Annotated in this window: 28 protein-coding genes and 1 tRNA gene; 27 read left to right on the forward strand and 2 right to left on the reverse strand. The window is 47.3% G+C overall.

Translation table 11 applies throughout. From position 1 onward, the window contains the following. Positions 1-93 precede the first annotated feature (93 nt). Positions 94-1,383, forward strand: coding sequence for a Glu/Leu/Phe/Val family dehydrogenase (locus C7R91_RS14265; RefSeq protein ID WP_047068950.1), 1,290 nt, complete (start codon positions 94-96; stop codon positions 1,381-1,383). Between the two features lie 614 nt (positions 1,384-1,997). On the opposite strand, the gene C7R91_RS14275 is transcribed toward C7R91_RS14265, so the two are convergent. Next, positions 1,998-2,969 carry an asparaginase gene (locus C7R91_RS14275; RefSeq protein WP_047068951.1) on the reverse strand — a complete coding sequence of 324 codons (972 nt, stop codon included), beginning with the start codon at positions 2,967-2,969 and terminating at the stop codon, positions 1,998-2,000. Positions 2,970-3,051: 82 nt separating this feature from the next. Here C7R91_RS14275 and prsW point away from each other — a divergent pair, with 82 nt between their 5' ends. The 17 genes from prsW to C7R91_RS14355 all read left to right on the forward strand — a co-directional run bounded on the left by prsW (position 3,052) and on the right by C7R91_RS14355 (position 16,154). Next, positions 3,052-3,726 (forward strand): glutamic-type intramembrane protease PrsW, encoded by a 675-nt coding sequence (gene prsW / locus C7R91_RS14280; RefSeq protein ID WP_047068952.1) that lies wholly within the window; start codon positions 3,052-3,054, stop codon positions 3,724-3,726. Positions 3,727-3,746: 20 nt separating this feature from the next. After that, a complete protein-coding gene (locus C7R91_RS29365) occupies positions 3,747-3,905 on the forward strand; it encodes a hypothetical protein (RefSeq protein ID WP_162837745.1) in 159 nt (52 codons plus the stop codon). A gap of 26 nt (positions 3,906-3,931) precedes the next feature. Next, the gene (locus C7R91_RS14285) at positions 3,932-4,591 is read left to right on the forward strand and encodes a cell wall hydrolase (protein WP_047068953.1); all 660 of its coding nucleotides are present in this window, start codon (positions 3,932-3,934) and stop codon (positions 4,589-4,591) included. Positions 4,592-4,623: 32 nt separating this feature from the next. Then, positions 4,624-5,991 (forward strand): germination protein YpeB, encoded by a 1,368-nt coding sequence (gene ypeB, locus C7R91_RS14290; protein ID WP_047068954.1) that lies wholly within the window; start codon positions 4,624-4,626, stop codon positions 5,989-5,991. Between the two features lie 117 nt (positions 5,992-6,108). Further along, positions 6,109-6,789 carry a flagellar brake protein gene (locus tag C7R91_RS14295; RefSeq protein WP_255322381.1) on the forward strand — a complete coding sequence of 227 codons (681 nt, stop codon included), beginning with the start codon at positions 6,109-6,111 and terminating at the stop codon, positions 6,787-6,789. A 16-nt stretch (positions 6,790-6,805) separates the two neighbouring features. Beyond that, the gene (locus tag C7R91_RS14300) at positions 6,806-6,997 is read left to right on the forward strand and encodes a hypothetical protein (protein ID WP_236697829.1); all 192 of its coding nucleotides are present in this window, start codon (positions 6,806-6,808) and stop codon (positions 6,995-6,997) included. Positions 6,998-7,188: 191 nt separating this feature from the next. Then, a complete protein-coding gene (gene cmk / locus C7R91_RS14305; protein WP_047068959.1) occupies positions 7,189-7,860 on the forward strand; it encodes a (d)CMP kinase in 672 nt (223 codons plus the stop codon). Then, a complete protein-coding gene (locus tag C7R91_RS14310; protein WP_047068960.1) occupies positions 7,857-8,450 on the forward strand; it encodes a lysophospholipid acyltransferase family protein in 594 nt (197 codons plus the stop codon). Before cmk ends, C7R91_RS14310 begins: the two co-directional genes overlap by 4 nt. Positions 8,451-8,635: 185 nt before the next feature. Continuing rightward, entirely contained in the window at positions 8,636-9,808 is a 1,173-nt protein-coding gene (gene rpsA / locus C7R91_RS14315) for a 30S ribosomal protein S1 (RefSeq protein WP_047068961.1), read from the forward strand. A 76-nt stretch (positions 9,809-9,884) separates the two neighbouring features. Beyond that, complete coding sequence (gene fni, locus C7R91_RS14320) at positions 9,885-10,937, forward strand: type 2 isopentenyl-diphosphate Delta-isomerase (protein ID WP_047068962.1); 1,053 nt, start codon at positions 9,885-9,887, stop codon at positions 10,935-10,937. A gap of 85 nt (positions 10,938-11,022) precedes the next feature. Further along, the gene (locus C7R91_RS14325; RefSeq protein ID WP_047068963.1) at positions 11,023-11,658 is read left to right on the forward strand and encodes a YphA family membrane protein; all 636 of its coding nucleotides are present in this window, start codon (positions 11,023-11,025) and stop codon (positions 11,656-11,658) included. 7 nt (positions 11,659-11,665) lie between these two features. Further along, positions 11,666-12,571 carry a YIEGIA family protein gene (locus tag C7R91_RS14330; protein WP_047068964.1) on the forward strand — a complete coding sequence of 302 codons (906 nt, stop codon included), beginning with the start codon at positions 11,666-11,668 and terminating at the stop codon, positions 12,569-12,571. 3 nt (positions 12,572-12,574) lie between these two features. Then, positions 12,575-12,757 (forward strand): capping complex subunit for YIEGIA, encoded by a 183-nt coding sequence (locus C7R91_RS14335; protein ID WP_047068966.1) that lies wholly within the window; start codon positions 12,575-12,577, stop codon positions 12,755-12,757. Between the two features lie 54 nt (positions 12,758-12,811). Beyond that, complete coding sequence (der, locus tag C7R91_RS14340) at positions 12,812-14,125, forward strand: ribosome biogenesis GTPase Der (protein WP_047069483.1); 1,314 nt, start codon at positions 12,812-12,814, stop codon at positions 14,123-14,125. 15 nt (positions 14,126-14,140) lie between these two features. Beyond that, positions 14,141-14,743 carry a glycerol-3-phosphate 1-O-acyltransferase PlsY gene (gene plsY, locus C7R91_RS14345; protein ID WP_047068967.1) on the forward strand — a complete coding sequence of 201 codons (603 nt, stop codon included), beginning with the start codon at positions 14,141-14,143 and terminating at the stop codon, positions 14,741-14,743. Positions 14,744-14,756: 13 nt separating this feature from the next. Further along, positions 14,757-15,809, forward strand: a complete 1,053-nt coding sequence (locus tag C7R91_RS14350) for an NAD(P)H-dependent glycerol-3-phosphate dehydrogenase (RefSeq protein ID WP_047068968.1) — start codon at positions 14,757-14,759, stop codon at positions 15,807-15,809. 87 nt (positions 15,810-15,896) lie between these two features. Next, entirely contained in the window at positions 15,897-16,154 is a 258-nt protein-coding gene (locus C7R91_RS14355; protein WP_233220692.1) for a stage VI sporulation protein F, read from the forward strand. A gap of 120 nt (positions 16,155-16,274) precedes the next feature. Here the strand turns inward: C7R91_RS14355 and C7R91_RS14360 are convergent, their stop codons facing one another. Beyond that, positions 16,275-16,754: a hypothetical protein gene (locus tag C7R91_RS14360; protein WP_047068970.1), complete on the reverse strand. Its 480-nt coding sequence runs from the start codon at positions 16,752-16,754 to the stop codon at positions 16,275-16,277. Between the two features lie 134 nt (positions 16,755-16,888). Between C7R91_RS14360 and C7R91_RS14365 the strand changes: the two genes are divergently transcribed. The 9 genes from C7R91_RS14365 (at position 16,889) to C7R91_RS14405 (ending at position 22,433) form a co-directional block, all read left to right on the forward strand. Next, complete coding sequence (locus C7R91_RS14365) at positions 16,889-17,077, forward strand: DUF2768 family protein (RefSeq protein ID WP_047068971.1); 189 nt, start codon at positions 16,889-16,891, stop codon at positions 17,075-17,077. Positions 17,078-17,089: 12 nt separating this feature from the next. Further along, complete coding sequence (locus C7R91_RS14370) at positions 17,090-17,386, forward strand: 2Fe-2S iron-sulfur cluster-binding protein (protein WP_047068972.1); 297 nt, start codon at positions 17,090-17,092, stop codon at positions 17,384-17,386. A gap of 16 nt (positions 17,387-17,402) precedes the next feature. Further along, on the forward strand, positions 17,403-17,750 hold the full coding sequence (locus C7R91_RS14375) for a 2Fe-2S iron-sulfur cluster-binding protein (RefSeq protein ID WP_012686141.1): 348 nt from the start codon (positions 17,403-17,405) through the stop codon (positions 17,748-17,750). A gap of 16 nt (positions 17,751-17,766) precedes the next feature. Continuing rightward, the gene (locus C7R91_RS14380) at positions 17,767-18,495 is read left to right on the forward strand and encodes a YphF family lipoprotein (RefSeq protein ID WP_047068974.1); all 729 of its coding nucleotides are present in this window, start codon (positions 17,767-17,769) and stop codon (positions 18,493-18,495) included. 180 nt (positions 18,496-18,675) lie between these two features. Further along, positions 18,676-20,154 (forward strand): stage IV sporulation protein A, encoded by a 1,479-nt coding sequence (spoIVA, locus tag C7R91_RS14385; protein ID WP_047069484.1) that lies wholly within the window; start codon positions 18,676-18,678, stop codon positions 20,152-20,154. A 236-nt stretch (positions 20,155-20,390) separates the two neighbouring features. Next, complete coding sequence (gene hbs, locus C7R91_RS14390; RefSeq protein ID WP_005831316.1) at positions 20,391-20,663, forward strand: non-specific DNA-binding protein Hbs; 273 nt, start codon at positions 20,391-20,393, stop codon at positions 20,661-20,663. A 236-nt stretch (positions 20,664-20,899) separates the two neighbouring features. Then, positions 20,900-21,463 (forward strand): GTP cyclohydrolase I FolE, encoded by a 564-nt coding sequence (gene folE, locus C7R91_RS14395; protein WP_173609515.1) that lies wholly within the window; start codon positions 20,900-20,902, stop codon positions 21,461-21,463. A gap of 70 nt (positions 21,464-21,533) precedes the next feature. Continuing rightward, a tRNA-Pro gene (locus tag C7R91_RS14400) sits at positions 21,534-21,610 on the forward strand. 112 nt (positions 21,611-21,722) lie between these two features. Further along, on the forward strand, positions 21,723-22,433 hold the full coding sequence (locus C7R91_RS14405) for a lytic transglycosylase domain-containing protein (RefSeq protein WP_047068977.1): 711 nt from the start codon (positions 21,723-21,725) through the stop codon (positions 22,431-22,433). Positions 22,434-22,458: the final 25 nt, after the last annotated feature.

Consider the following 22,458-nt stretch of genomic DNA (forward strand, 5'->3'; position numbering starts at 1 on the left):
ATGGAAAAAAAACATTTTTAAGCTTCTCATAAATGATACAAGCGTGTATACTAAAGGCGGCATTGACCGAAAACATTTTTGAGGTGGTAAGTAATGGGTAATCAAGACGTGGTAACCGAAAGCACCGAAGGGAAAGAAAAGCAAGAATCATTGAACTTGCTCCATTCAACTCAAACGGTGATCAAGGAAGCACTGGAGAAACTAGGTTACCAAGAATCGATGTTTGAACTCTTGAAGGAACCGCTACGCGTTTTGACTGTACGTATTCCGGTTCGCATGGATAATGGCGAAGTAAAGGTATTTACGGGCTATCGTGCACAGCACAACGATGCAGTAGGTCCGACCAAGGGGGGCATTCGTTTCCACCCGGAAGTTACTGAGGATGAAGTTAAAGCACTTTCTATCTGGATGAGCCTCAAAGCAGGTATCGTCGATCTGCCATATGGCGGTGGTAAAGGCGGTATCATTTGCGACCCGCGTGAAATGTCCTTCCGCGAACTGGAAAGACTGAGCCGCGGTTACGTTCGCGCAATCAGCCAGCTTGTGGGTCCTACTAAAGATATTCCGGCTCCGGACGTCTTTACGAACTCACAGATCATGGCGTGGATGATGGACGAATATAGCCGTATCCGTGAATTTGACTCGCCTGGTTTCATTACGGGTAAACCAATTGCGCTGGGTGGTTCCCATGGCCGTGAAACAGCTACTGCAAAAGGTGTAACCATTTGCATCCGTGAAGCAGCGAAGCGTCGCAACATCGACGTAAAAGGTGCTCGCGTAGTTGTACAAGGCTTTGGTAACGCTGGTAGTTACTTGGCAAAATTCATGCATGATGCAGGCGCTAAAGTTGTAGGTATCTCTGATGCATACGGTGCGCTGCATGATCCAAACGGTTTGGATATCGACTACTTGCTGGATCGTCGTGATTCCTTTGGTACAGTTACAAAACTGTTCAACAACACGATTACCAACAAAGAGCTTCTTGAACTGGAATGCGACATTTTGGTTCCGGCAGCGATCGAAAACCAAATCACAGCTGCAAACGCTCACAACATCAAGGCGCAAATCGTAGTAGAAGCGGCTAACGGCCCAACTACACTGGAAGCGACTAAAATTTTGACTGAGCGTGGAATTCTTCTGGTTCCAGACGTACTGGCAAGTGCCGGCGGTGTAACTGTTTCCTACTTTGAGTGGGTACAAAACAACCAAGGCTACTACTGGTCTGAGGAAGAAGTAGAAGAGAAGTTGGAAAAAGTAATGGTTCGTTCGTTTGAAAATGTATACTCCATGTCTCAAACTCGTCGCATTGACATGCGTCTGTCTGCGTACATGGTTGGTGCCCGCAAGATGGCTGAGGCTTCTCGCTTCCGCGGTTGGGTATAAGTTTTCAAACAACCCTCCATATATTGAAAAACATGGCTCCGCCGTTATGGCGGGGCCTTTTTTATTGGCGGCGTGTGATGTGGCTGTGGTGGAGAGAAGAATATTTCCATGCTAGGCTCCAGGCTTCGTCCTGCTGGGGGCTGAGACTGTCCGCTCCNNGGTAGCCGCTTCGTAGCGCGGGCACGTTGCGTTTCTTTTGCCCGCGAATCCCTTCGGAGCTCGGTAGGACTCCACAAGTCGCTACGTCTGGAAATATTCTTCTCTGTAGTAACTGATTACATTCTTCAATCTTTTAAGGCATTTAAAACTCGGTTAAACACGGAAAGCTCGTAGAGGAAACAGGAGAAATAAGCGAAGATCTTAGGGACACCGACCGAGACGCAATGCAAAAAGCGAAACAGGCTCTTAAGCGGCCACCTCTGAAACACATCCTGAAGGGGCAACTTTGGCCGCGGTTTCGTTTTTTGCATGGAGTCGTGCAGTCAATCCCACAGGGGGTGGCCCTAGAATCTGAGCGTTTTCTCCTGTTTCCTTCCCACCACAACAGCATCGTACAAAATGTTTCCAAAGAGAAAAAAACCTCCTGAAGAACCAGGAGGTTGTAGTCCTATTATTTAATGGTCGAACAACTGCTGCAGCTCTTTGAAAGTCCTTGTTTTTTGCAGCGTTACAATTAACTTGAGACGAGCTTTTTGCCCATTCAAGCCATTGGAGAAGATGATGCCCATCTCTTTTAGTTTGCGGCCTCCACCTTCATAGTCATAGATATCCTGCACCTGTCCATTGTAGCAGCGGGAGACGAGCACGATTGGCACGCCTTTGTCGAGTAATTGCTGCAGGGTAGGGATGATGGCGGGAGGAAGATTTCCTAATCCAAACGCCTCTACAACGAGTCCATCAATCTTCTGCTCCAATAAAAACTGTAGCCAAGCAGGGTCCATGCCAGCAACTGCTTTGATCAACGGCACATTCGCATCAGCATGGGTAATGGCATAATGCTCTCGATCCAATGGAGCGTGGTGGTATTGCACGCTTTTTTTCGCTATGGTTCCAATCGGTCCGTATTGTGGCGACTGGAAGGTAGCGACATTGCTCGTGTGTGTTTTGGTTACATGACGTGCCGCGTGAATTTCGTCATTAAAAACAACGATAACGCCTTTGTTCAAACTGTCTGAGTCTGCGGCTACACGAACGGAAGAAATGAGATTGACGGGACCGTCAGCACCGAGCTCATTACTGCTGCGCATGGCTCCAGTCACGACAATCGGGACGTTGACCGACAAAGTCAGATCCAGGAAGTATGCAGTCTCCTCCAACGTATCAGTCCCATGAGTAATGACAATGCCATCATAGTGATCATGTTGAAAGGCTTCCTCAATATCGAGTCGCAGCTGATTCATGATCGCAGGAGTCATATGAGGGCTAGGTAGGTTGAGTAGATTTTTCATGGTGACATCCGCGTGCTTTTCTAAAAAAGGAAGGATTTTGTTGACTGCTTGATCATCCAATGGCTTTACGCCTTCTGAGTCATCGACAGACATGGCAATCGTACCGCCTGTGTTCACTACCAAAATTTTTTTTGACATGATCTCTCTCCTGTAGCGGGTTTTCATCAACCAGTATTCATGGTACGATGAACAGTAGTCTTGTGTAAAGGAGTAATAAAAGATGATTGCTTTGATCGGCGCGGCAGTTGCCCCCGGTATCGCCATCTTAAGTTACTTTTACCTGCGTGACAGTCTCGAACCGGAGCCAATTTCGATGGTAATCCGGTCGTTTATCTTTGGTATGCTGCTGGTCGTACCGATTATGGTACTTCAGTACATCATGCAGAATGAATGGAACTGGCGGGATGGCATTGTCGCGGAAGTTTTCCAATCCGCTGTAGTGGAAGAATTTTTTAAATGGATGGTCATCTATTTTACGGTTTATAAACATTTGGAATTTGATGAGCCATACGATGGAATTGTTTATGCGGTTGCGGTGTCACTTGGTTTTGCTACGTTGGAGAATTTGTTCTACCTCATTATCAATGGAACGAATATCGCCATCTGGCGTGCCTTTTTGCCAGTATCCAGCCATGCGTTGTTTGCGGTGTGGATGGGCTATTATCTGGGACGGGCCAAGTTTTCCAAGGACGCCAAGCATGAGCGGCTTTTTTTATGGATGTCGATTACCTTGCCGATAGGCTTGCATGCTCTGTACAACTTGATTTTTTTGGCAGTGCAAAACTGGCTGGTAGTGATTGTTCCATTCATGCTTATTTTGTGGTGGCAGGGCTTAAAAAAGGTACAAAGAGCACACGATTTCGGTTCTAAAAATCTCTCTTCACGTCCACAATAGACGGTAAGGAGGAGACATACGTGCTAAAAACCGAACGAGCAAAAGTGACAATTCAATGCAATGTATGTGGAGAAAAGTTTACACTACGTGGTCAACGAGAACCTGGCGGGCAAATAGAAACAGGGTTCAAGCAGTGCCTGTGTGACAACGACAAGCATTTTCGGATTGACGAGTCCTGATCTTTTCCATTCCCAGTTGAAAAAGCGTGACGAATCTACGTGGGCCGATGCAAATAGCATCGGTCTTTTTCTATATCCACATTCACATGCATAATCCATTCTTCCTCCACCAACACTATGCAAAGATTTCAATACATGCCAAGGAGGATTCAGCCGTGCGTACAATCTGGATCGCAGGTGTGTTGGTGGTGTTGGTAGCAGTGGGCTTAAGTGGATACAAGGTTGTCTGGAAGGAAAAGAATGTAGCTGCCGTACAAGAAGAGCAGATGGCTGCACCTGCTACAAAGAATCAGACGGCCAAAACCAAAGCCAGCTTTCATCCTTCACGAGTCTCTGACAATGATTTGAAAATCATGGCGAATGCTGTTTACGGGGAGTCAAGAGGAGAGCCGTTTGAAGGGCAAGTAGCTGTCGCCGCCGTTATTTTGAACCGCGTCAAGAGCCCTTCGTTTCCTGATACGCCTTCGGCTGTGATATTCGAACCACGCGCTTTTACAGCAGTTGCTGATGGTCAAATATGGCTTACACCGAATGAAAGTGCGACGAAAGCAGTGAAGAACGCACTAAACGGCTGGGACCCGACGGGAGGCTGCACGTACTATTTTAATCCGGATACAGCAACATCCGGTTGGATTTGGACCAGGCCGCAGGTTAAAAAGATCGGGAAACACATCTTTTGCAGATAATCGATGCGTAATCAAAGGAGGAGTGGCAAGGGATGGTATATGGAGCAACAGCACGCGTGCTATTTCCCGTTGCCCTAGTTGCCTTAATAGGCGCTGGCGTGTGGGGATATCAGGAGCACAATGAGAAGAACTCGGTCTTGATCAAAGCGGAAAACTCATACCAACGGGCTTTCCACGATCTTACTTATCATGTGGATAAGCTGCACGATGAGCTTGGCAAATCGCTGGTGGTCAACTCGCGCAGACAAATGACCCCAATTTTGACGAATGTCTGGCGCCTTTCCTATGCGGCACAAGCGGATGTCGGACAACTGCCATTGACCTTGATGGCATTTAACAAAACAGAAGAAATGCTGTCGAAGGTGGCGGATTTTTCCTACCGTGTCGCCGTGCGTGATTTGGACAAGGTGCCATTGAGTCAGAGTGAATATAAGACATTGAAGAGTCTTCACACCCAAGCAAAGGATATCCAGGATGAGCTGCGCAAGGTACAAGCCGTTGCGATGGACAAGCAATTGAGATGGATGGATGTGGAGACGGCATTGGCCTCTAATAAAAACAAAGAGGACAATACCATCATCGACGGGTTCCAAACCATTGAGAAAAAAGTGCAAGAATACCCTGATTTGGACTGGGGCGTCGGGATACAGAGTCTCGATAAGAAAAAGCAGCAGCGAATCAAAGGGATCGATGGCAAACCAGCCACCAAAGAGGAAGCAGAGAAGAATGCATTGGCGTTTCTCGGGTTGAAGCCAGGAGATGCGAAAGTAGAAGTTAACGATAACGGCAAGGGGCAGGAATACACGGCGTATAGTGTGCGTGTCACGCCAAACGGGCACAAGACAGCCATTAATCTCGATGTCACCAAACGCGGTGGAAAAGTCGTTTGGATGATGAACGAGCGTGGAGTTGGCGAGGAAAAGCTGGATATGAAGCAGGCGGAAGAAAAAGGTCGAGTGTTCTTGAGCAACCATGGATTTGACAATATGGAGGTCTCCGAGATTGACAGCTACGACCGCAACGCACTCTTTACGTTTGTGCCGGTTCAGGATGGCGTCAGAATTTATCCGGACGGGGTGGTCGTCGAGATTGCGTTGGACAACGGAGAGGTTACTGCCTATAATTCGACGGAGTATCTGTTTAATCACAAAAAGAGAATTCTCTCCAAGCCCCGTCTCTCAAAAGAAGAAGCAAGGAAAAAAGTCAATCCGAGTGTAAAAGTGACGGATCAGCGACTTGCCCTTATCGAAGGGAAAAACGATGGAAAAGAAGTGCTGACGTGGGAAATGACAGGCAGCTTTGAAGGAAATTCGTACATGGTCTACATTAATGCCATGAATGGAGAAGAAGAAGAAGTTGTGAAAATGGAAACGGGATCAGGACAGAACGAAGGACAATAGTGCTAAAAAAATAGGGGGAAAGCTAGTTTCTAAGCGGCTTTCCCTATTTGCTGATTCCAAACAAAAGGGTATATAATGGAAAGGGTGATAGGGAAGGAGAGGAACAGTTACTTTATGATGCTTCCACGAATAGGACAAACAATAAGACTAAACTTCACGAGTTCCTCAGAAGAAATGGAGCTGCAAACTTTCAAAAGCCGTGTGGCTGATTTGAAGGATGATGTAGCTTCCATCGAGTTGCCAACCAGCGAAAACACTGGACGGACTGGCTTATTTCAACCAGGGACAGAATGCTTGGTTTGGTATGTTGGCGAGGATGGCTCACGCTATGAATTCCGCTCTGCGATTGTCGGCAGGCAAAACAATCATATTCCTGTACTGCTTCTGCAACTGCCGGCTAAAGAGGAGATTGTGCGCACGCAGCGACGAAACTACTTGAGAATTGACACCACGCTAGACATCGCAGTCAAACTGGATGATCCGATTCGACGTTATCATTTTCTAGCACGAACATTAGATATCAGTGGTGGTGGGCTGTCTTTTAGTTGTGAGGAAACCTATCACTTGAAGGAAAAAGACAACTTGCACGTCTGGATTTCCCTTCCAAGCAAAAATGGACAGGTTCAACATGCTTTTGTTGTGATGGAAATTGTCAGACAAAAACCAGCAGAAGAAAAAGGTTTGCACCAGTGGATTTCGGGTAAGTTCACCCAAATCAGCGAGCAAGATCGGGCAAAAGTGGTTAGAGCGTGTTACGAGAGACAGCTAGAGCTTCGCAAAAAAGGCGTTGTGGATTGACGCTTCATCAGAGGAAGTGACCCTATTGACCAGTCAGTACAACGATCGTTTTCGCAGCTTTTCCAAACGGATAGAAAAAGTCATCATGATTGGAGTTGTCGTATGTGCGATTGTACTGACCATAGGCGAAATCCTCATTCAGTACGTACCCGCAAGACTAGTATTAATCGAAACAGAGCGCTTGGAAGGCGTGTCCAGAGAGCCCTAAAGGTTTGCGCATGCTTCCATACTATGGTACTATTATAGATAACATAGAAAACGGTCATGGATCGTTTTTTGTAGCCAAATTCGAAAAACGCAATAACGTTTTTCATCACACAAAGAATGGGAAAGGGCTTCGACAGAAGCTTTTCTTGTTTTATTCCCATCCGAACTAACGTACATAGCAGGTGAGAAGTAATGAACATTGCCATTGATGGACCAGCGGGAGCAGGCAAAAGTACTGTCGCCCAAAAAGTAGCGGGACAACTGGAATACGTGTACATTGACACGGGTGCCATGTATCGTGCCCTCGCTTGGGCAGCCCACCATCATCAGCTCTCTATCAGCGATGAGTCTTCAGTTTCCGAACTTTTGCAAAAAAGCAAGATTCAACTGGTTCGGGAAAACGGACAACAACATGTATACTGGAATGAAATCGATGTCACGAGCTGGATACGTTCCACAGAAGTGAGCCAGTACGCCTCTATTGTAGCGAGCTATGGTTCCGTACGTGAACAAATGCTTGTACTCCAGCGACGATTGGCGACTCAAGGCAATGTCGTCATGGACGGCAGAGATATCGGTACTCATGTTTTGCCTGATGCCGATGTGAAGATATTTCTGACGGCCTCCATCCAAGAGCGTGCAGAACGCCGTTGGAAGGAACTACTCGCAAAAGGTACCCAGGCAGACTTGGCTGATCTGGAAAAAGAAATCGAAGAGCGAGATCGACGGGACATGCAGAGAGAAGTCGCACCGTTGCGCCAGGCGGAAGATGCCGTTTTGGTAGACACAACAGGAATGACCATTGATCAGGTGGTCGATCGCATCTTGCAAATCTGCGAGCGAACGGGAGAGTCAACCCATTGAGTTACTATCGTTTATTCAGAGGTTTTTTTCGCATCATTTTTTCGCTTGTCTACCGTTGGCAAGTGATCGGGCGTGAACATATACCTAAGGAAGGCCCAGTGATCCTTTGTGCCAACCACATTTCTTTATGGGACCCACCTCTACTCGGGAGTGGCATCGAGCGTCAGGTTCATTTCATGGCCAAAGAAGAGCTGTTCAAAATTCCGGTCTTATCCTTTCTCATTACGAAATTCGGTGCATTTCCGGTCAAACGGGGTGCAGGAGATCGTGCGGCCATTCGCACGACTCTCAAATTGCTGGAAGATGGAAAAATCTTTGGAATCTTTCCTGAGGGAACCCGCAGCAAAACAGGGGAACCAGGGGAAGCGATGCCGGGTGTGGCGATGTTCGCTCTCAAATCAGAAGCTGCGGTCATTCCGGTAGCCATTATCGGGCCATATCGACCGTTTCGTTCCATTAAGATCGTTTACGGTAAACCGATCGATCTGACTCAATTGCGCGAGGCCAAATCAAGCGCAGATACATTGAAGGAAACGAGCGATCTGATTATGGAGCACATCAAGCAATTACGGAACCAGCATCTCTCTTAGCAAACGGTATAGAATTGCTAAAGGGACGAATACTAAATCTGCTGGAACTTACTGGCTTCATCAGTACTAACTGCCAGCCATCAGGCGACAGTTAAAAATATACATGCTCCCGCTTCGTGTAGTGAGGTTGTACACAACCTGTACATAGACGTTTGGGACTGGATGGTATTAAGGAGGTCTTTTGAATGATGGAAGAAACGAACGTAAGCTTGACGGATGCAACAACCATTTCCGTAGGAGATGTCGTAAAAGCAACCGTAACAAAAGTTGAGGACAAACAAGCGCTTGTAGATTTAGGCTACAAGTACGATGGTCTGATTCCTATCAGCGAATTGTCTCCACTGCATGTTGAAAAGGTATCTGATGTAGTAGCGGTTGGTGATACTTTCGAAGTGAAAGTCATCAAGCTAAACGATGAGAAAGAAGAGCTCGTTGTTTCCAAGAAAGCCGTAGCGATGGAATCCTCTTGGTCTGAACTTGAGCAAAAAATGCAAGCGGGTGAAATCATCGAAGCGACGGTGAAAGAAGTAGTGAAGGGCGGCCTTGTTGTTGATGTAGGCGTTCGCGGCTTCATTCCAGCTTCCATGGTAGAGCGTCATTTCGTGGAAGATTTCTCCGACTACAAAGGCAAAACATTGACTTTGAAAGTCGTAGAAATGGATAAGGAAAAGAATAAAGTCATCCTGTCCCACAAAGCGGTTTTGGAAGACGAAGCAAAAGTGCAAAAGCAATCCATTATGGATAAAATCCAAGTGGGTCAAGTATTGGAAGGAACAGTTCAACGCATGACCGATTTTGGCGTATTCGTGGATATCGGTGGTGTTGATGGATTGGTTCACGTATCTGAGCTTGCTTGGAACCGTGTAGATAAGCCGTCCGATGTCGTGAAGGAAGGCGACAAGGTACATGTGAAGGTCCTCAAAATTGACCGTGAAAACGAGCGTATTGGCCTTAGCATCAAGGAAACGCAAGCAGGTCCATGGGCGAACGTTGCAGAAGATTTCAAAGCGGGCTCTATTCTGAATGGAACGGTAAAACGTTTGGTGTCCTTCGGTGCATTTATTGAGCTGGCTCCTGGAATTGAAGGCCTCGTACACATCTCCCAGATTGCAAATCGCCGGGTGAATACACCGAGTGAGGTGTTGAAAGAGGGCCAAGAAGTACAGGTGAAGGTTTTGGATGTTGTTCCACAAGAACAGCGCATTAGCCTCAGTATCCGTGCAGTAGAAGAAGACCGTGTAGAGCAGGCAGAACGCGCGAGCAAGCGTGAACAGCAACAATTCACGCAAGAAAACAATCAACCAATGGGCGTGACATTGGGCGAGTTGTTCGGTGATCTGAAAGACAAGTTCAAGTAAGAAAAAAGGAAGATTCATGGGGGATACGCTCTGGCGTATCCCTTTTTTCTGAGAGCGAAAGTCTAGGAGGAGTACAATGGATCGTCGTTCGATTAGAAAACTGGACCATATTCGAAATGCTCTTATCACCGGGGAAAATGCTGCGAATAGCTTTGATGATGTTAGCTTTGTTCCGAACAGCTTGCCGAATGCAGCGTTTGTAGAAACCTCACTGGATACCGAGATCGCATCCTTGCGACTCTCCTCACCGATTATGATTAATGCGATGACAGGGGGAGCTGGTGGGACTACGCAGATCAATCAAAAACTGGCGATCATTGCTAGGGAACGAAAACTGGCTATGGCTGTTGGGTCACAAATGGCCGCTCTGCGTGATCCAGATGTTACGGATAGCTATCGGATTGTTAGAAGGGAACATCCACAGGGGATCTTGTTTGCAAATGTCGGGGCAGAGGCGACAGTAGAGCAGGCAAAAGCAGCAGTGGAGATGATAGAAGCGAACGGATTGCAAATCCATCTGAATGTCATGCAAGAGCTGTTGATGCCTGAGGGAGATCGGGATTTTCGCGGCTATCTCGAGCGGATTCAAGCGATCAAGGAGAGTTTGGATGTGCCGGTTATTGTCAAAGAAGTCGGTTTTGGAATGGCAAAGGAATCAATCGAGAAGCTCATAGAAATTGGGATCAGAACAATCGATGTGGGTGGAAGAGGCGGAACAAATTTTGCTCAAGTCGAAAATATGCGAAGTGATCATCCTCACGCTATGTTCGAGGATTGGGGATTCACGACGGTAGAGAGCTTGCTGGAAGCGAATGCTGTCGGTCATTTAGGAGTGTCGTACATAGCGACAGGCGGTGTTCGTCATGGACTCGATGTAGTCAAGGCCGCTTCTTTAGGTGCGTCCGCTGTCGGGATGGCAGGGGCAATGCTGCGTCTGGTTCAACGCGAATCTCTGGTAGAATGCTTGTCTACCGTCGACAAATGGCATCATCAAATTCGTGTGGCGATGACGGCACTGGGAATAAAAGGTCTGGCTGACGCTGTTTGTACGCCTGTTATGATCACAGGTAAAACAGCAGAGAGAGCTAGGCTTCGTCACATGCAATTGGAGAGACTGGCGCAACGTTAGGTAGTGGACGAGCATTCGATTCATGAAATTTCCTTGGTTGAGGCATACTTTTGGGGGAGACAACCAACATTTTGAGGAGATGAACATGAACGAGGGAACCGTTGCGATCCTTATCCAGTGGTGTTTGCTGTGTCTTGTCTGGATGGGTAGCTTTGACTTGCAGCTGCAAAACATGAAGATGGAACGCAGACGAGTGCTCGCAGTGATCAGCGCATTTTTAATGTGTACGTTTGTTAGCTGGGAAATCTATTTTGCCCCCATTCAAGTTAGTCTAAGTGGAACGATATTGCCACTGATCGCAAGCGTTGTCCTTTACACCAAGCTCATGTCCAAAATACGCAGATTGTATTTGCTGAGTGCGCTGGCAACGGCTCTTTTGCTATTTTGGCTACGCTGGCTGTTTTTTACCGATCCGATCTTGCTGTTTTGGGATGAGCGGATCATCGTACCCGCTGTTGGAGTCAGTACGATTTTTTTGATGAGCAGAACAAATCTGGGACAGCTGTTTCAGCTCATGCTCTCCCTGCCTCTCGCAGATGCGATACATTCGCTATATTTTTGGAAATTGTCGGGTTCCTGTCAGTGGGGATCGGAATATGCACAAGATCTGCTGTGGAGTAGCCTATCACTATGGGCACTCGTCAGCGTAGTCTGGTCTGCGATTCGTCGTATCCTTGGCAGAGCTGAAACAGAGTCTTCCCATTCCGATACGGGTAGGTGACGCTAGGGTGTTGAAGGGATTGCTAGCTTATGATTATGTTTTTCCGTTAGTTCTGGGTTTCCTATTCGGCATTATGTGCCGGATTCATCTTTTGCGAACAGATTATCGACAATATCCAACCTATCCCCACGGAAAAATTATTCACGTTTCACTTGGGGTGATCGCATCCGCGCTCGGAGCGTTAGCGATTCCAGCGCTGCTCAAGGAGAATTACACGGCAGTCACATTTTTGACGTTGGCTGCTCAACAATTTCGCGATGTCAGGAACATGGAACGCACTACGCTCAATGAGATCGATACGCAGGAGCTGGTACCCCGTGGCGGCCCCTATATCGAAGGAATCGCAATGGTGTTTGAAGGACGCAATTACATGGTCATGTTTACCTCTTTGGTGACAACGACGGCTACTATTCTCTTTCATTGGTGGGGGGGTATCATTGCAGGTGTCATCGCCTTGTTGATTTCTCGCAAGCTGCGCTCTGGAAAAACTCTATCGCTGATTGCAGAGATTGAGCCGGGGGAAGTGAGAATGGAAGGAAAAGACTTGTATGTAAACGACATTTACATCATGAACGTCGGGTTGGCAGATGCCCAAGAGATCATACGCAAGCAAGGTGTGGGCTTTATTTTGACGCCGAAGGATGCCAATGCCAAGGTCACAATTGCCCACCCGGGACAGCGGCAGGCGATTTTGCACGATGTCGCGACGCAGCTTGGCGTATATACAGATACGGGAGAGCCATCGCTAACACCGCTGGTAAAACGTGATATACAGTCAGGAAGACTGGGTGTATTTTTATTGCCGCAAGAAAAAGATGTAGAACGTGCAACGTCCGTAATTCGTGCAGTCCCGATTCTCGAGAGCGTCTTCCGAATGCCAACGAAGACTAGAATCGTGAAAAAGGAGCTGTAGGCCATGACAGGAGTAATCTTGGCGGTGATTACGACGAACAAAGACAGGATAGCAGGTGGTGTGCCGATTTTTATCGAGTCTACCAAGGAGAAGATGCAGCAAACAGCCTTCACGCTGGAAAAGATACTAGACGGGATGGTGCATGAAGTGAGCACCGATACCCTTATCATTGTTCGGCATAAGTAGTGTATGGTATGATTAGCTAGTCAAAACGTAAAATGAGAGAGAGTGTTGTTGATTATGGGATTACCAGTGGTAGCCATTGTGGGGAGACCCAACGTGGGGAAGTCCACGATTTTTAACAGATTGATTGGCGAACGAGTCGCGATCGTGGAGGATATGCCGGGAGTAACCCGTGACCGCCTGTACGGGAAAGGTGAATGGTTAACGCATACTTTCCATGTGATTGATACCGGTGGAATTGAGTTTGGCGAGACCGACGAGATTCTTACACAGATGCGTTACCAGGCAGAGCTTGCGATTGACGAAGCAGATGTCATCATTATGATTGCAGATAGCCGTACAGGAGTGACAGATGCGGACGTTGAACTGTCACGGATGCTGAACCGGACAGGAAAACCTGTCGTTCTCGCGGTGAACAAAGCGGATAATCCGGAAATGCGTGCGGATATTTACGATTTTTATTCCTTGGGTCTGGGCGAGCCATTCCCTGTCTCGGGTAGCCATGGTCTTGGCTTGGGCGATATGCTGGAAGAAGTGGTTCAGCATTTCCCAGCAGAGGATGACGAAGAGAAAAGAGACGATGTTATTCGTGTTTCCATCATCGGTCGTCCAAACGTCGGAAAGTCTTCCTTGACGAATGCGATTCTCGGTGAAGAGCGAGTTATTGTCAGTGATGTTGCCGGAACGACCCGTGATGCAATCGACACGCCGTTTGAGCGTGATGGCCAAAGCTACGTTCTCGTAGATACGGCAGGTATGCGCAAGCGTGGGAAAGTGTATGAAACAACGGAAAAATACAGTGTGATGCGTGCGATGCGTTCCATTGAAGATTCCGATGTCGTTCTTGTTGTCATTAACGGGGAAGAGGGCATTATCGAGCAGGACAAGAAGATCGCGGGTTATGCACATGAGGCTGGCCGTGGTGTCATTATTATCGTGAACAAATGGGATGCTATTGAAAAAGACGACAAAACGATGCAACGCTTCACAGAATTGATCCGCGAAGAATTTAAATATCTAGATTACGCTCCGATTATGTATGTGTCTGCAAAATCGAAGCAACGTGTCCATACGATTCTACCGAAGGTCAATGAAGTAGCTCAAGCACATGCGATGCGGATTCCTACCGCGGTTCTCAATGATTTGGTAACAGATGCGACGATCCGTACACCTCCGCCATCTGATCGCGGTAAACGCTTGAAGATCAACTATGCGACACAAGCAACAGTGAAACCACCGACGTTCATTCTGTTTGTGAACGATCCGGAACTTATGCACTTCTCCTATGAACGTTACATAGAGAACAAAATCCGTGAAGCATTTGTGTTTGAAGGCACACCAGTTAGAATCTGGACACGGAAAAAAACGTAGGGAGAGAAAAACGCCATGGTGTTATTATCCTGGGTGCTTAGCTATTTAATCGGTTCTATTAGCTTTAGCTATCTTATCGCCAAAAAAGTCGCAGGAATTGACATTCGTTCTCATGGCAGCGGAAATGCCGGTGCAACCAATACCCTCAGGGTGTTAGGAAAAGGCCCCGGCATTGCCGTTCTCCTTCTTGATGCACTAAAAGGAATAGCTGCGATGGGACTGACTCACCTGATGACAGGGGACCCGGCAGCGTACGCAGTGGCAGGTCTATTTGTTATCGCGGGTCATAATTGGCCGATCTTTTTTGGATTCCGCGGAGGGAAAGGCATTGCGACCACGCTAGGCGTCGTGTTAGGGTTTTCTCCCTTGGCATTTTTGATCGCTGCCGTGTTGGCAGTTTTAGTTATTGCGATTACTCGCTTTGTTTCATTAGGATCATTGGTTATCGTAACGGTCATTCCATTTACCCTTTACTTGTTGGACAAACCTACTTCCTTTATCTGGGCGAGCTTGGCGATCGCAATCTTTGCTTACATTCGTCATTATAACAATATCCGCAATCTTCTTGCAGGTAACGAACGGAAACTAGGAGACAAGTCCAACCGGAAGCTGGGATAATGTACGAACGGACATGAGAAAAGTGGAGGGGGACGTATTGATTCAAAATGTTACGGTGATTGGGGCCGGAAGCTGGGGAACGGCACTTGCTACAGTCTTGGCGGACAACGGTCATCAGGTTACGCTTTGGGTACGGGATACCAAGCTGGCAGAAGAAATAAACAGCAAGCATGTGAATGAGAAGTACCTGCCGGGAGAAACGCTTTCGACCAACATTGTTGCCACCACCAATATTCAAGAAGCTGTCGTTGGCAAGCGCATTGTCCTTCTCGTTGTTCCTTCCCATGCCATGCGCCAAATCTGTCGGCAAGTGGCTCCGCACCTGGAACCGGATGTACTGTTAATTCATGCGACAAAAGGCTTTGAATTGGAAAGCCTGAAGCGGATGTCAGAAGTCATTGCGGAAGAGGTGCCGAAAGAGATTGCGTCCAGATTGGCTGTGTTGTCAGGACCGAGCCATGCCGAGGAAGTAGTCAAACGGCAGCCAACGACAGTGGTCATGGCGTCTGAATCGGAAGAAAGCATGCTGCGCTCTCAAGATTTGCTGATGAATACAAATTTTCGAGTGTATACCAACCCGGACCTGATTGGCGCTGAGATCGCCGGAGCGTTGAAGAACATCATTGCACTTGGTGCAGGGATGTCTGATGGTTTAGGGTATGGGGACAACGCTAAGGCAGCCCTGTTGACCCGTGGTTTGGCGGAAATTAGCCGACTGGGCATCAAGCTCGGTGCTAAGCCACTTACGTTTTCTGGCCTGGCTGGTGTCGGTGATTTGATTGCCACATGTACGAGTAAACACAGCCGAAACTGGCGTGCAGGCTATATGCTCGGACAAGGAAAAAAACTCGATGACGTACTGGCACAGATGGGCATGGTCGTCGAAGGCGTTCGCACGACAAATGCAGCCTTTTCCTTATCGCAACGCGAGCAGGTTGAAATGCCAATCACCTCTGTTCTGTATGGGATGCTGTTTGAAGGAAAAGAAGCTCGTCAAGGCGTGGAAGAACTGATGGGACGCGGAAAAACCTTTGAAATGGCGTACCTGAATCCCGATGCGGAATAAGTCATGAGTGAAGTATCACCGATTTAGGCTTCTGCACATACGATAGGGTGAAAGCCCATGTGCAGGAGGAGATTTCACGTGAATAATATGTCGAAACGACTTTTTGAGCGCTTGCAAGGAAAAGCAACGGAAAATGTCGATGAAGAAAAGCTTCGCTCACTAGCTGGTCAGGTCAAGCGCAGTGATTTTGAAGACGAGACCAAGCTGCGTCAAATCATTCGCACGCTCGCTACCCTTAGCGGCAAGCAATTAACTCCTGAAAAGGAAGATAGGGTCATTGAAATGTTTCGCAATCAGGAAATTAATCTTAATGACATGTCCACCTTGACCAAGCTGCTCAAATAAGAGAAATGGGCGATTATGCCCGTTACCTGCAACCAAAACCGTCATACAGTAAGACTAGGAACAATCATGGCTCTACAGGGACATGGCTGACCTACAGATTGCAAGAAAAAAAGAGGGATCTTATCCCTCTTTTTTTCTTTCTTTGGAGTTGCTGCTTACCTGTGTAATCAGGTTCTGGACCAAAGGGGATTGCAGGAGACCCAGTAATTGCCCGATATCTATATTGGCCAAAAGGTTGCCTAAGCCAGACTCCGGCTGTGTTGTTGTTTCGGCAGCCTTTTGTGGCTCTGGAGCTGCTTTCCGTTTGCCAGCAGGCTTTTCGGCAACGACCTCAGGCTCAGGCGTGCGTTTTCCGAGGTTCTCAATCATCTCCATCGCCCCGTACAACGAATCCATTGTGTCTTCTACCTGCCGAATCGTGCTGCCGATCCCTTTGATGTTATGGCGCATTTTCGTAACAGAGGTCCGCAAATCAACCGCGGGCAGGATTTTTTTCGGTGAAATGGAAAGGGAGACATTTTCGACTTGGTCGCTTAATTTTTTGCTGGGTATAGGCGCGTATGGATTCCGCCATTTTCGATTATTTACTTTATTACTCAACGTTTCATCCCTCCAATGGGCGAATTCATCACGATAGTCTATGCGAATGTCTAGTATTAGGTTCGCAAGCGTCAGACGAAGAGGAGGAAGTATGGTATAATAAAGCAAAAAATGCAAAGGATGCTGCAGTCCCGATGTATATTGATCCTATGACAAAGATGAACATTTCCTTAATCGCCATTGGGCTCATGTTCGTCTGCAATTTAGTTATGATCTTTGCCAGAAAAATAAGCAATGGGTTTTTGCGGTTCCTTGTGAAGACCTTCGCATTCTTGCTATTACTCGTCGTGCTTGTCATGATTTTGATTGTGATTTTTGTCTAGGGAGGATTATCAATGTCGGCGATCACACTACTAACTCGTGCTGGCAGTCATGAAGTCTCGATCGAGTTGAATCAATCGATTGTTGCTCTTGCCAAAAAGAACAACATCGTGTGGGGGCATGCGTGCCAAAGAGGGGTATGTGCACAATGCCGTACACATGTTTTGGAAGGGGCAGAGCACTTAAACGAAGTGACACCAGAAGAAAAACTACGATTGCGTAAGGCTGAACGCGCAGAAGGCTACAGATTAGGCTGCCAGACGAAGATTGTTTCATCAGGAACAATCAAGGTAGCTCATCGGCCGTATTAGTAAAGGAAGTGACGGAATGGGGAAAGTAACCTTTCTCCCGAGCAAGAAGAGTGTGAAGGCGCGGACAGGGCAAACCTTGGTCGGCGTTGCTTCGTCAGCTCGCGTTGTAATCCCGCAGAGATGCGGTGGACACGCATCTTGTCTGATGTGCCGCGTGGTCGTTGAAAACGGCCTGCTGTGCCCGCCAACAGCTCTGGAAAAGCGCAAGCTGCCTGAAAAGGATCTCGCGAATGGGATTCGTTTGGCCTGTCAGGCAAAAACGACGGAAAAGGATTGTACGGTCAGGATTCCAGAAAGTAAGCTGAAATCAGTAGTAGCGGCTGCACTCGAGCGACAACGCAAAGAAAATGAAGATGGAATGTAAGAGGTGTGTACATAAGATGTGGCAATCGTGGCGAAAATCGTTCAAGCTTCTGATCAGTTTGACGATTCTGTCCTCCCTTTTATCTGGATGCTTGTATCCGGATGAGCGCAGAGCAGAGAATCAAATTCCTAGTACCTTTTTTGTAGAGGCAACACAAAAAGCGATTGAGCAATTCCAAAAAGACACAGCAGTGTTGCCAATCGTAACGAAATCCCTCGATACTCCTATTTTTGAAAAATACGAGATTGATTTTCGCAAGATGATCCCGAAATACATGCCGGATGTACCTGGCAACGCATTCGAAAAAGGCGGCGTTTATAAGTACGTACTGATTGATGTGGAAACAAAGCCAACAGTGAAGCTCATTCATTTGACCGCTGTCAGCACAGTAGCGGATGTACAGAGCGAAGTAGACCGTTACAAGGGTCATTTCGAAAAGCTGCCTGTACTCGCTGACTTGGGGAATGGATACTATTCCATCGATCATGACCGGCTCGGGTTAAAAGCGTGGCAGGTGCCGTCTACGATGGGGACTTACTTATTGCCACTGGTCATGAATGCTGAAGGAATAGTCGGGATTGATTATGCTGCGGATATCGCGCAATTGCTTCGGGAGACAAAAGTAACCGTGCCGGAAAAAACAGACCCGAGGTACGTGCTGGCGCGCAATTCCATGTTTGTGCCTGCGAAATCGTTTCCATATGAAATGGTCGATGGTGAACCGAAGCTTCTTAAACTAAATTAACTTCGTGAAAAACGACTCTGGTCAGGGTCGTTTTTTTTGTTCTAGTTAACGCAAAAATACATATATTTGTACTGTCCACAAAACTAGTACGAGATTCCCTACGAAAATACTGGCGGTCAGGGATAATTCGGAAAATCGGTCATAGTGTAAAAATAGACAAATAGAAGGAGGTCATCGATGGTGGAACGAGTCGACATCTTTAAAGACATTGCCGAGCGGACGGGCGGAGACATCTACCTCGGAGTGGTAGGCCCTGTTCGTACGGGAAAGTCGACCTTTATCAAGCGGTTTATGGAGCAAGTTGTAATCCCGAATATCAACTCTGAAGCGGAGCGGATACGAGCGACAGACGAGTTGCCGCAGAGCGCTTCAGGACGAACAATCATGACAACCGAACCCAAATTTGTTCCGAATCAGGCCGTTAATGTACATGTGACAGAAGGACTCAGCATCAATGTCCGCCTCGTTGACTGCGTTGGCTATACGGTGCAAGGGGCAAAAGGCTTCGAAGACGACAACGGTCCAAGAATGGTAAATACACCGTGGTATGAAGAGCCTGTACCATTTGAGGAAGCGGCGGAAGTCGGAACACGCAAGGTGATCCAGGAACACTCAACCATCGGGATTGTTGTGACAACGGATGGCAGCATCGCGGAAATACCGCGTGTAGGATACATCGATGCAGAGGAGCGGGTTGTAAACGAGCTGAAGGAAGTCGGAAAACCGTTCGTGATCGTTGTGAACTCGACGCGTCCGCGCTCCGACGAAGCACAAAACCTTCGTGTACAGCTCCAGGAAAAATACGATGTACCAGTCGTGGCCTTGTCGGTTGATCATATGACAGAGCAGGAAATCTTGCTCCTCATGAGAGAAGTCCTGTTTGAATTCCCAGTTCATGAAGTAAATGTTAATCTGCCGAGCTGGGTAATGGTGCTGGAAAACGGGCACTGGCTGCGTCAGAACTACGAGGAAGCTGTACGTGAGACCGTGCAGGACATCCGCCGGTTACGCGATGTGGACCGTGTCGTCGGCTTCTTCAATGACTATGACTTCGTAGAGAGAGCCTCTCTTGCTGGTATGCACATGGGGCAAGGGATTGCAGAGATTGACCTCTACGCGCCAGATGAACTGTATGACCGCATCTTGATGGAGATTGTTGGTGTAGAGATAAATGGCAAAGATCACTTGCTGAAAATCATGCAGGAGTTCGCACATGCCAAGCGCGAGTTTGATCAGGTAGCAGAAGCATTGCACATGGTCCGAAGTACGGGCTACGGTATAGCAGCCCCGTCGTTGCATGAAATGACCTTGGACGAACCTGAACTAATCCGCCAGGGACCGCGCTTTGGAGTCAGACTCAAAGCAACAGCACCGTCTATTCACATGATTCGGGTGGATGTCGAGTCTGAATTCGCTCCGATTATCGGAACAGAGAAGCAGAGTGAGGAGCTTGTCCGCTATCTAATGCAAGATTTTGACAAAGACCCGCTTTCCATCTGGAACTCCGATATTTTTGGACGCTCGCTCCATTCCATCGTAAGAGAGGGTATTCAGGCAAAAATTACCATGATGCCAGACAACGCCAGATACAAATTACAGGAGACTTTGGGTCGAATCATCAACGAGGGATCGGGTGGCCTGATAGCGATCATACTCTAATAATAGTTCTGAAGTCCTATAAACAACAAATAGAGGGAAGGCATCTGACATGACGAGATGCCTTTTTTTCTTGTATTTCGTTCAATTTCGACAGGAGGGGCTTGAATTTAAGAAATCGGTGTATTACTATAAGCTTGTCAGATCGGTAAAAACAACCATTCGTGTATAAAACGCTTCGTTTCGGTTAAGAAAAATAATAGCTAGGACTTGGTGTTCTTTGAGGGGAGGTGAATAAAATGAACAAAACAGAACTGATTGCAAAAGTGGCTGAAACCACAGAACTCACCAAGAAAGATGCAACGAAAGCAGTTGATGCAGTTCTTGACGCAATTGCAGATGCATTGAAAACTGGTGATAAAGTCCAACTGATCGGCTTTGGTAACTTCGAAGTTCGTGAACGTGCGGCTCGTAAAGGTCGTAACCCACAAACTGGTGAAGAGATCGAAATCGCTTCCAGCAAAGTACCTGCGTTTAAACCAGGTAAACAACTCAAAGACTCCATCAAGTAGTTGTTTCTTTTGAGAACGAAGCACTTACATAAAAAAATCCACATTGATATAATGTGGATTTTTTTCTATGTACATACAGTTTGCCTATGAAAATTCTGGGATATCTTTTTGTTTTTTTTTTAACGATATGGTAAGATTGGCTTTGATCGCGAGCAGGCACTAAGTCTGGTGCTGATTTGGAGCAGGCAGACCGTAGTGATGAGAAACAAGGCGTATGCCGTTACGTAGGAGGTACAATGATGAACGTCGACTTAGATAAAATACAGCAAGCTGTTCGCATGATCCTTGAGGCAGTGGGGGATGATCCTGATCGTGAAGGAGTGCTGGATACCCCTAAGCGAGTTGCGAAAATGTACGCCGAAGTATTTGAGGGCATGCATATAGACGAAGAGCAGTATTTCGAGACTGTCTTTAGCGAAGATCATGAGGAAATGGTGTTGGTAAAGGACATTCCGTTTTACTCCATGTGTGAGCATCACTTGGTTCCCTTCTTCGGAAAAGCGCATGTCGCTTATGTACCGCGTGGAGGCCGCGTAGTAGGGCTGAGCAAGCTCGCGCGTGCGGTCGATACCGTGGCGAAACGTCCGCAGTTGCAGGAACGAATTACCGCGACAGTAGCTGACGCGATTATGCGCAAGCTCGATCCGCACGGCGTGGTTGTGGTAGTAGAAGCTGAGCATATGTGCATGACGATGCGTGGCGTGAAAAAGCCAGGCTCGAAAACGATCACCTCTGCAGTTCGCGGTATGTTTGAGAAAGATGCGGCTGCACGTGCAGAAGTCATTAGTTTGATGCGCTAATCAGAATGCAAAAATAAGGAAATTATATTGACTTATATAGGTAAAATATTGTATAGTACGGATGTACAGTCGGGATGTGGCGCAGCCCGGTAGCGCGCACCCTTGGGGTGGGTGAGGTCCAGGGTTCGAATCCCTGCATTCCGACCATCTGCATATAACGATCAGAAGCCTTGAGCAGAGGCTTCTTTTTTTATGTGAAATGGCTATTCTCCCAAGTAGTACCATTTTGCTATTGGCTTCCTGACCTTTCTTTTTTATAATGATAGGTAGACAAGCTAGGGAAGGGTTGTTCAATGCTATGAAGGTGCCTGTATCACTTCAACCATATTTGCAAACATTGCCGCAAAACTATGATGCCTCTTCGCTTTCGTATGGAGGCGAGGGGCTCTTCTCGGACATCTTGCAGTCCCAGTTAGCAACAACCGGCCAGCGGGTAATCAGTTCACAGGAGATTTTGGCCAAACTAGATGGTTCCAGGAGCTGGAAGATTCCTACCCATATTCAAAATGAGCAGTCCTTGTCTTTTGCAAAAGGGTCATCTGTACCTACCCAGGAAATCTTGGACAAGATTGATCAGACAGCGAAAGCGATCGGAGTGAACGTTGATCTGGTGAGAGAGGTCGTCAGAGCCGAATCCAATTTCAATCCGAATGTAGAATCTCACGCAGGGGCGAAGGGCTTGATGCAGCTGATGGACAATACGGCAAAAGCCATGCAAGTCCGCAATGTATACGATCCTGATGAAAACCTTAAAGGTGGAACAAAATATTTGAAATCGCTTTTGGATCGTTATGATGGAGATGTGAAAGTGGCACTTGCTGCTTACAATGCTGGTCCTGGTCGGATGAGTCGTCTGGGAATCAGCAGTGATGACGAGCTAGAAGCGAAGTTTGACCAATTGCCGCAAGAGACACAGCGCTATGTAGACAAGATCATGAGCCGACTGGAGTCAGAAGGGGCATCATTCTAGACGTACGCGCATACCGTATTGGTCA

This window comes from Brevibacillus formosus (genome assembly GCF_003013405.1).
GTDB lineage: Bacteria > Bacillota > Bacilli > Brevibacillales > Brevibacillaceae > Brevibacillus > Brevibacillus formosus.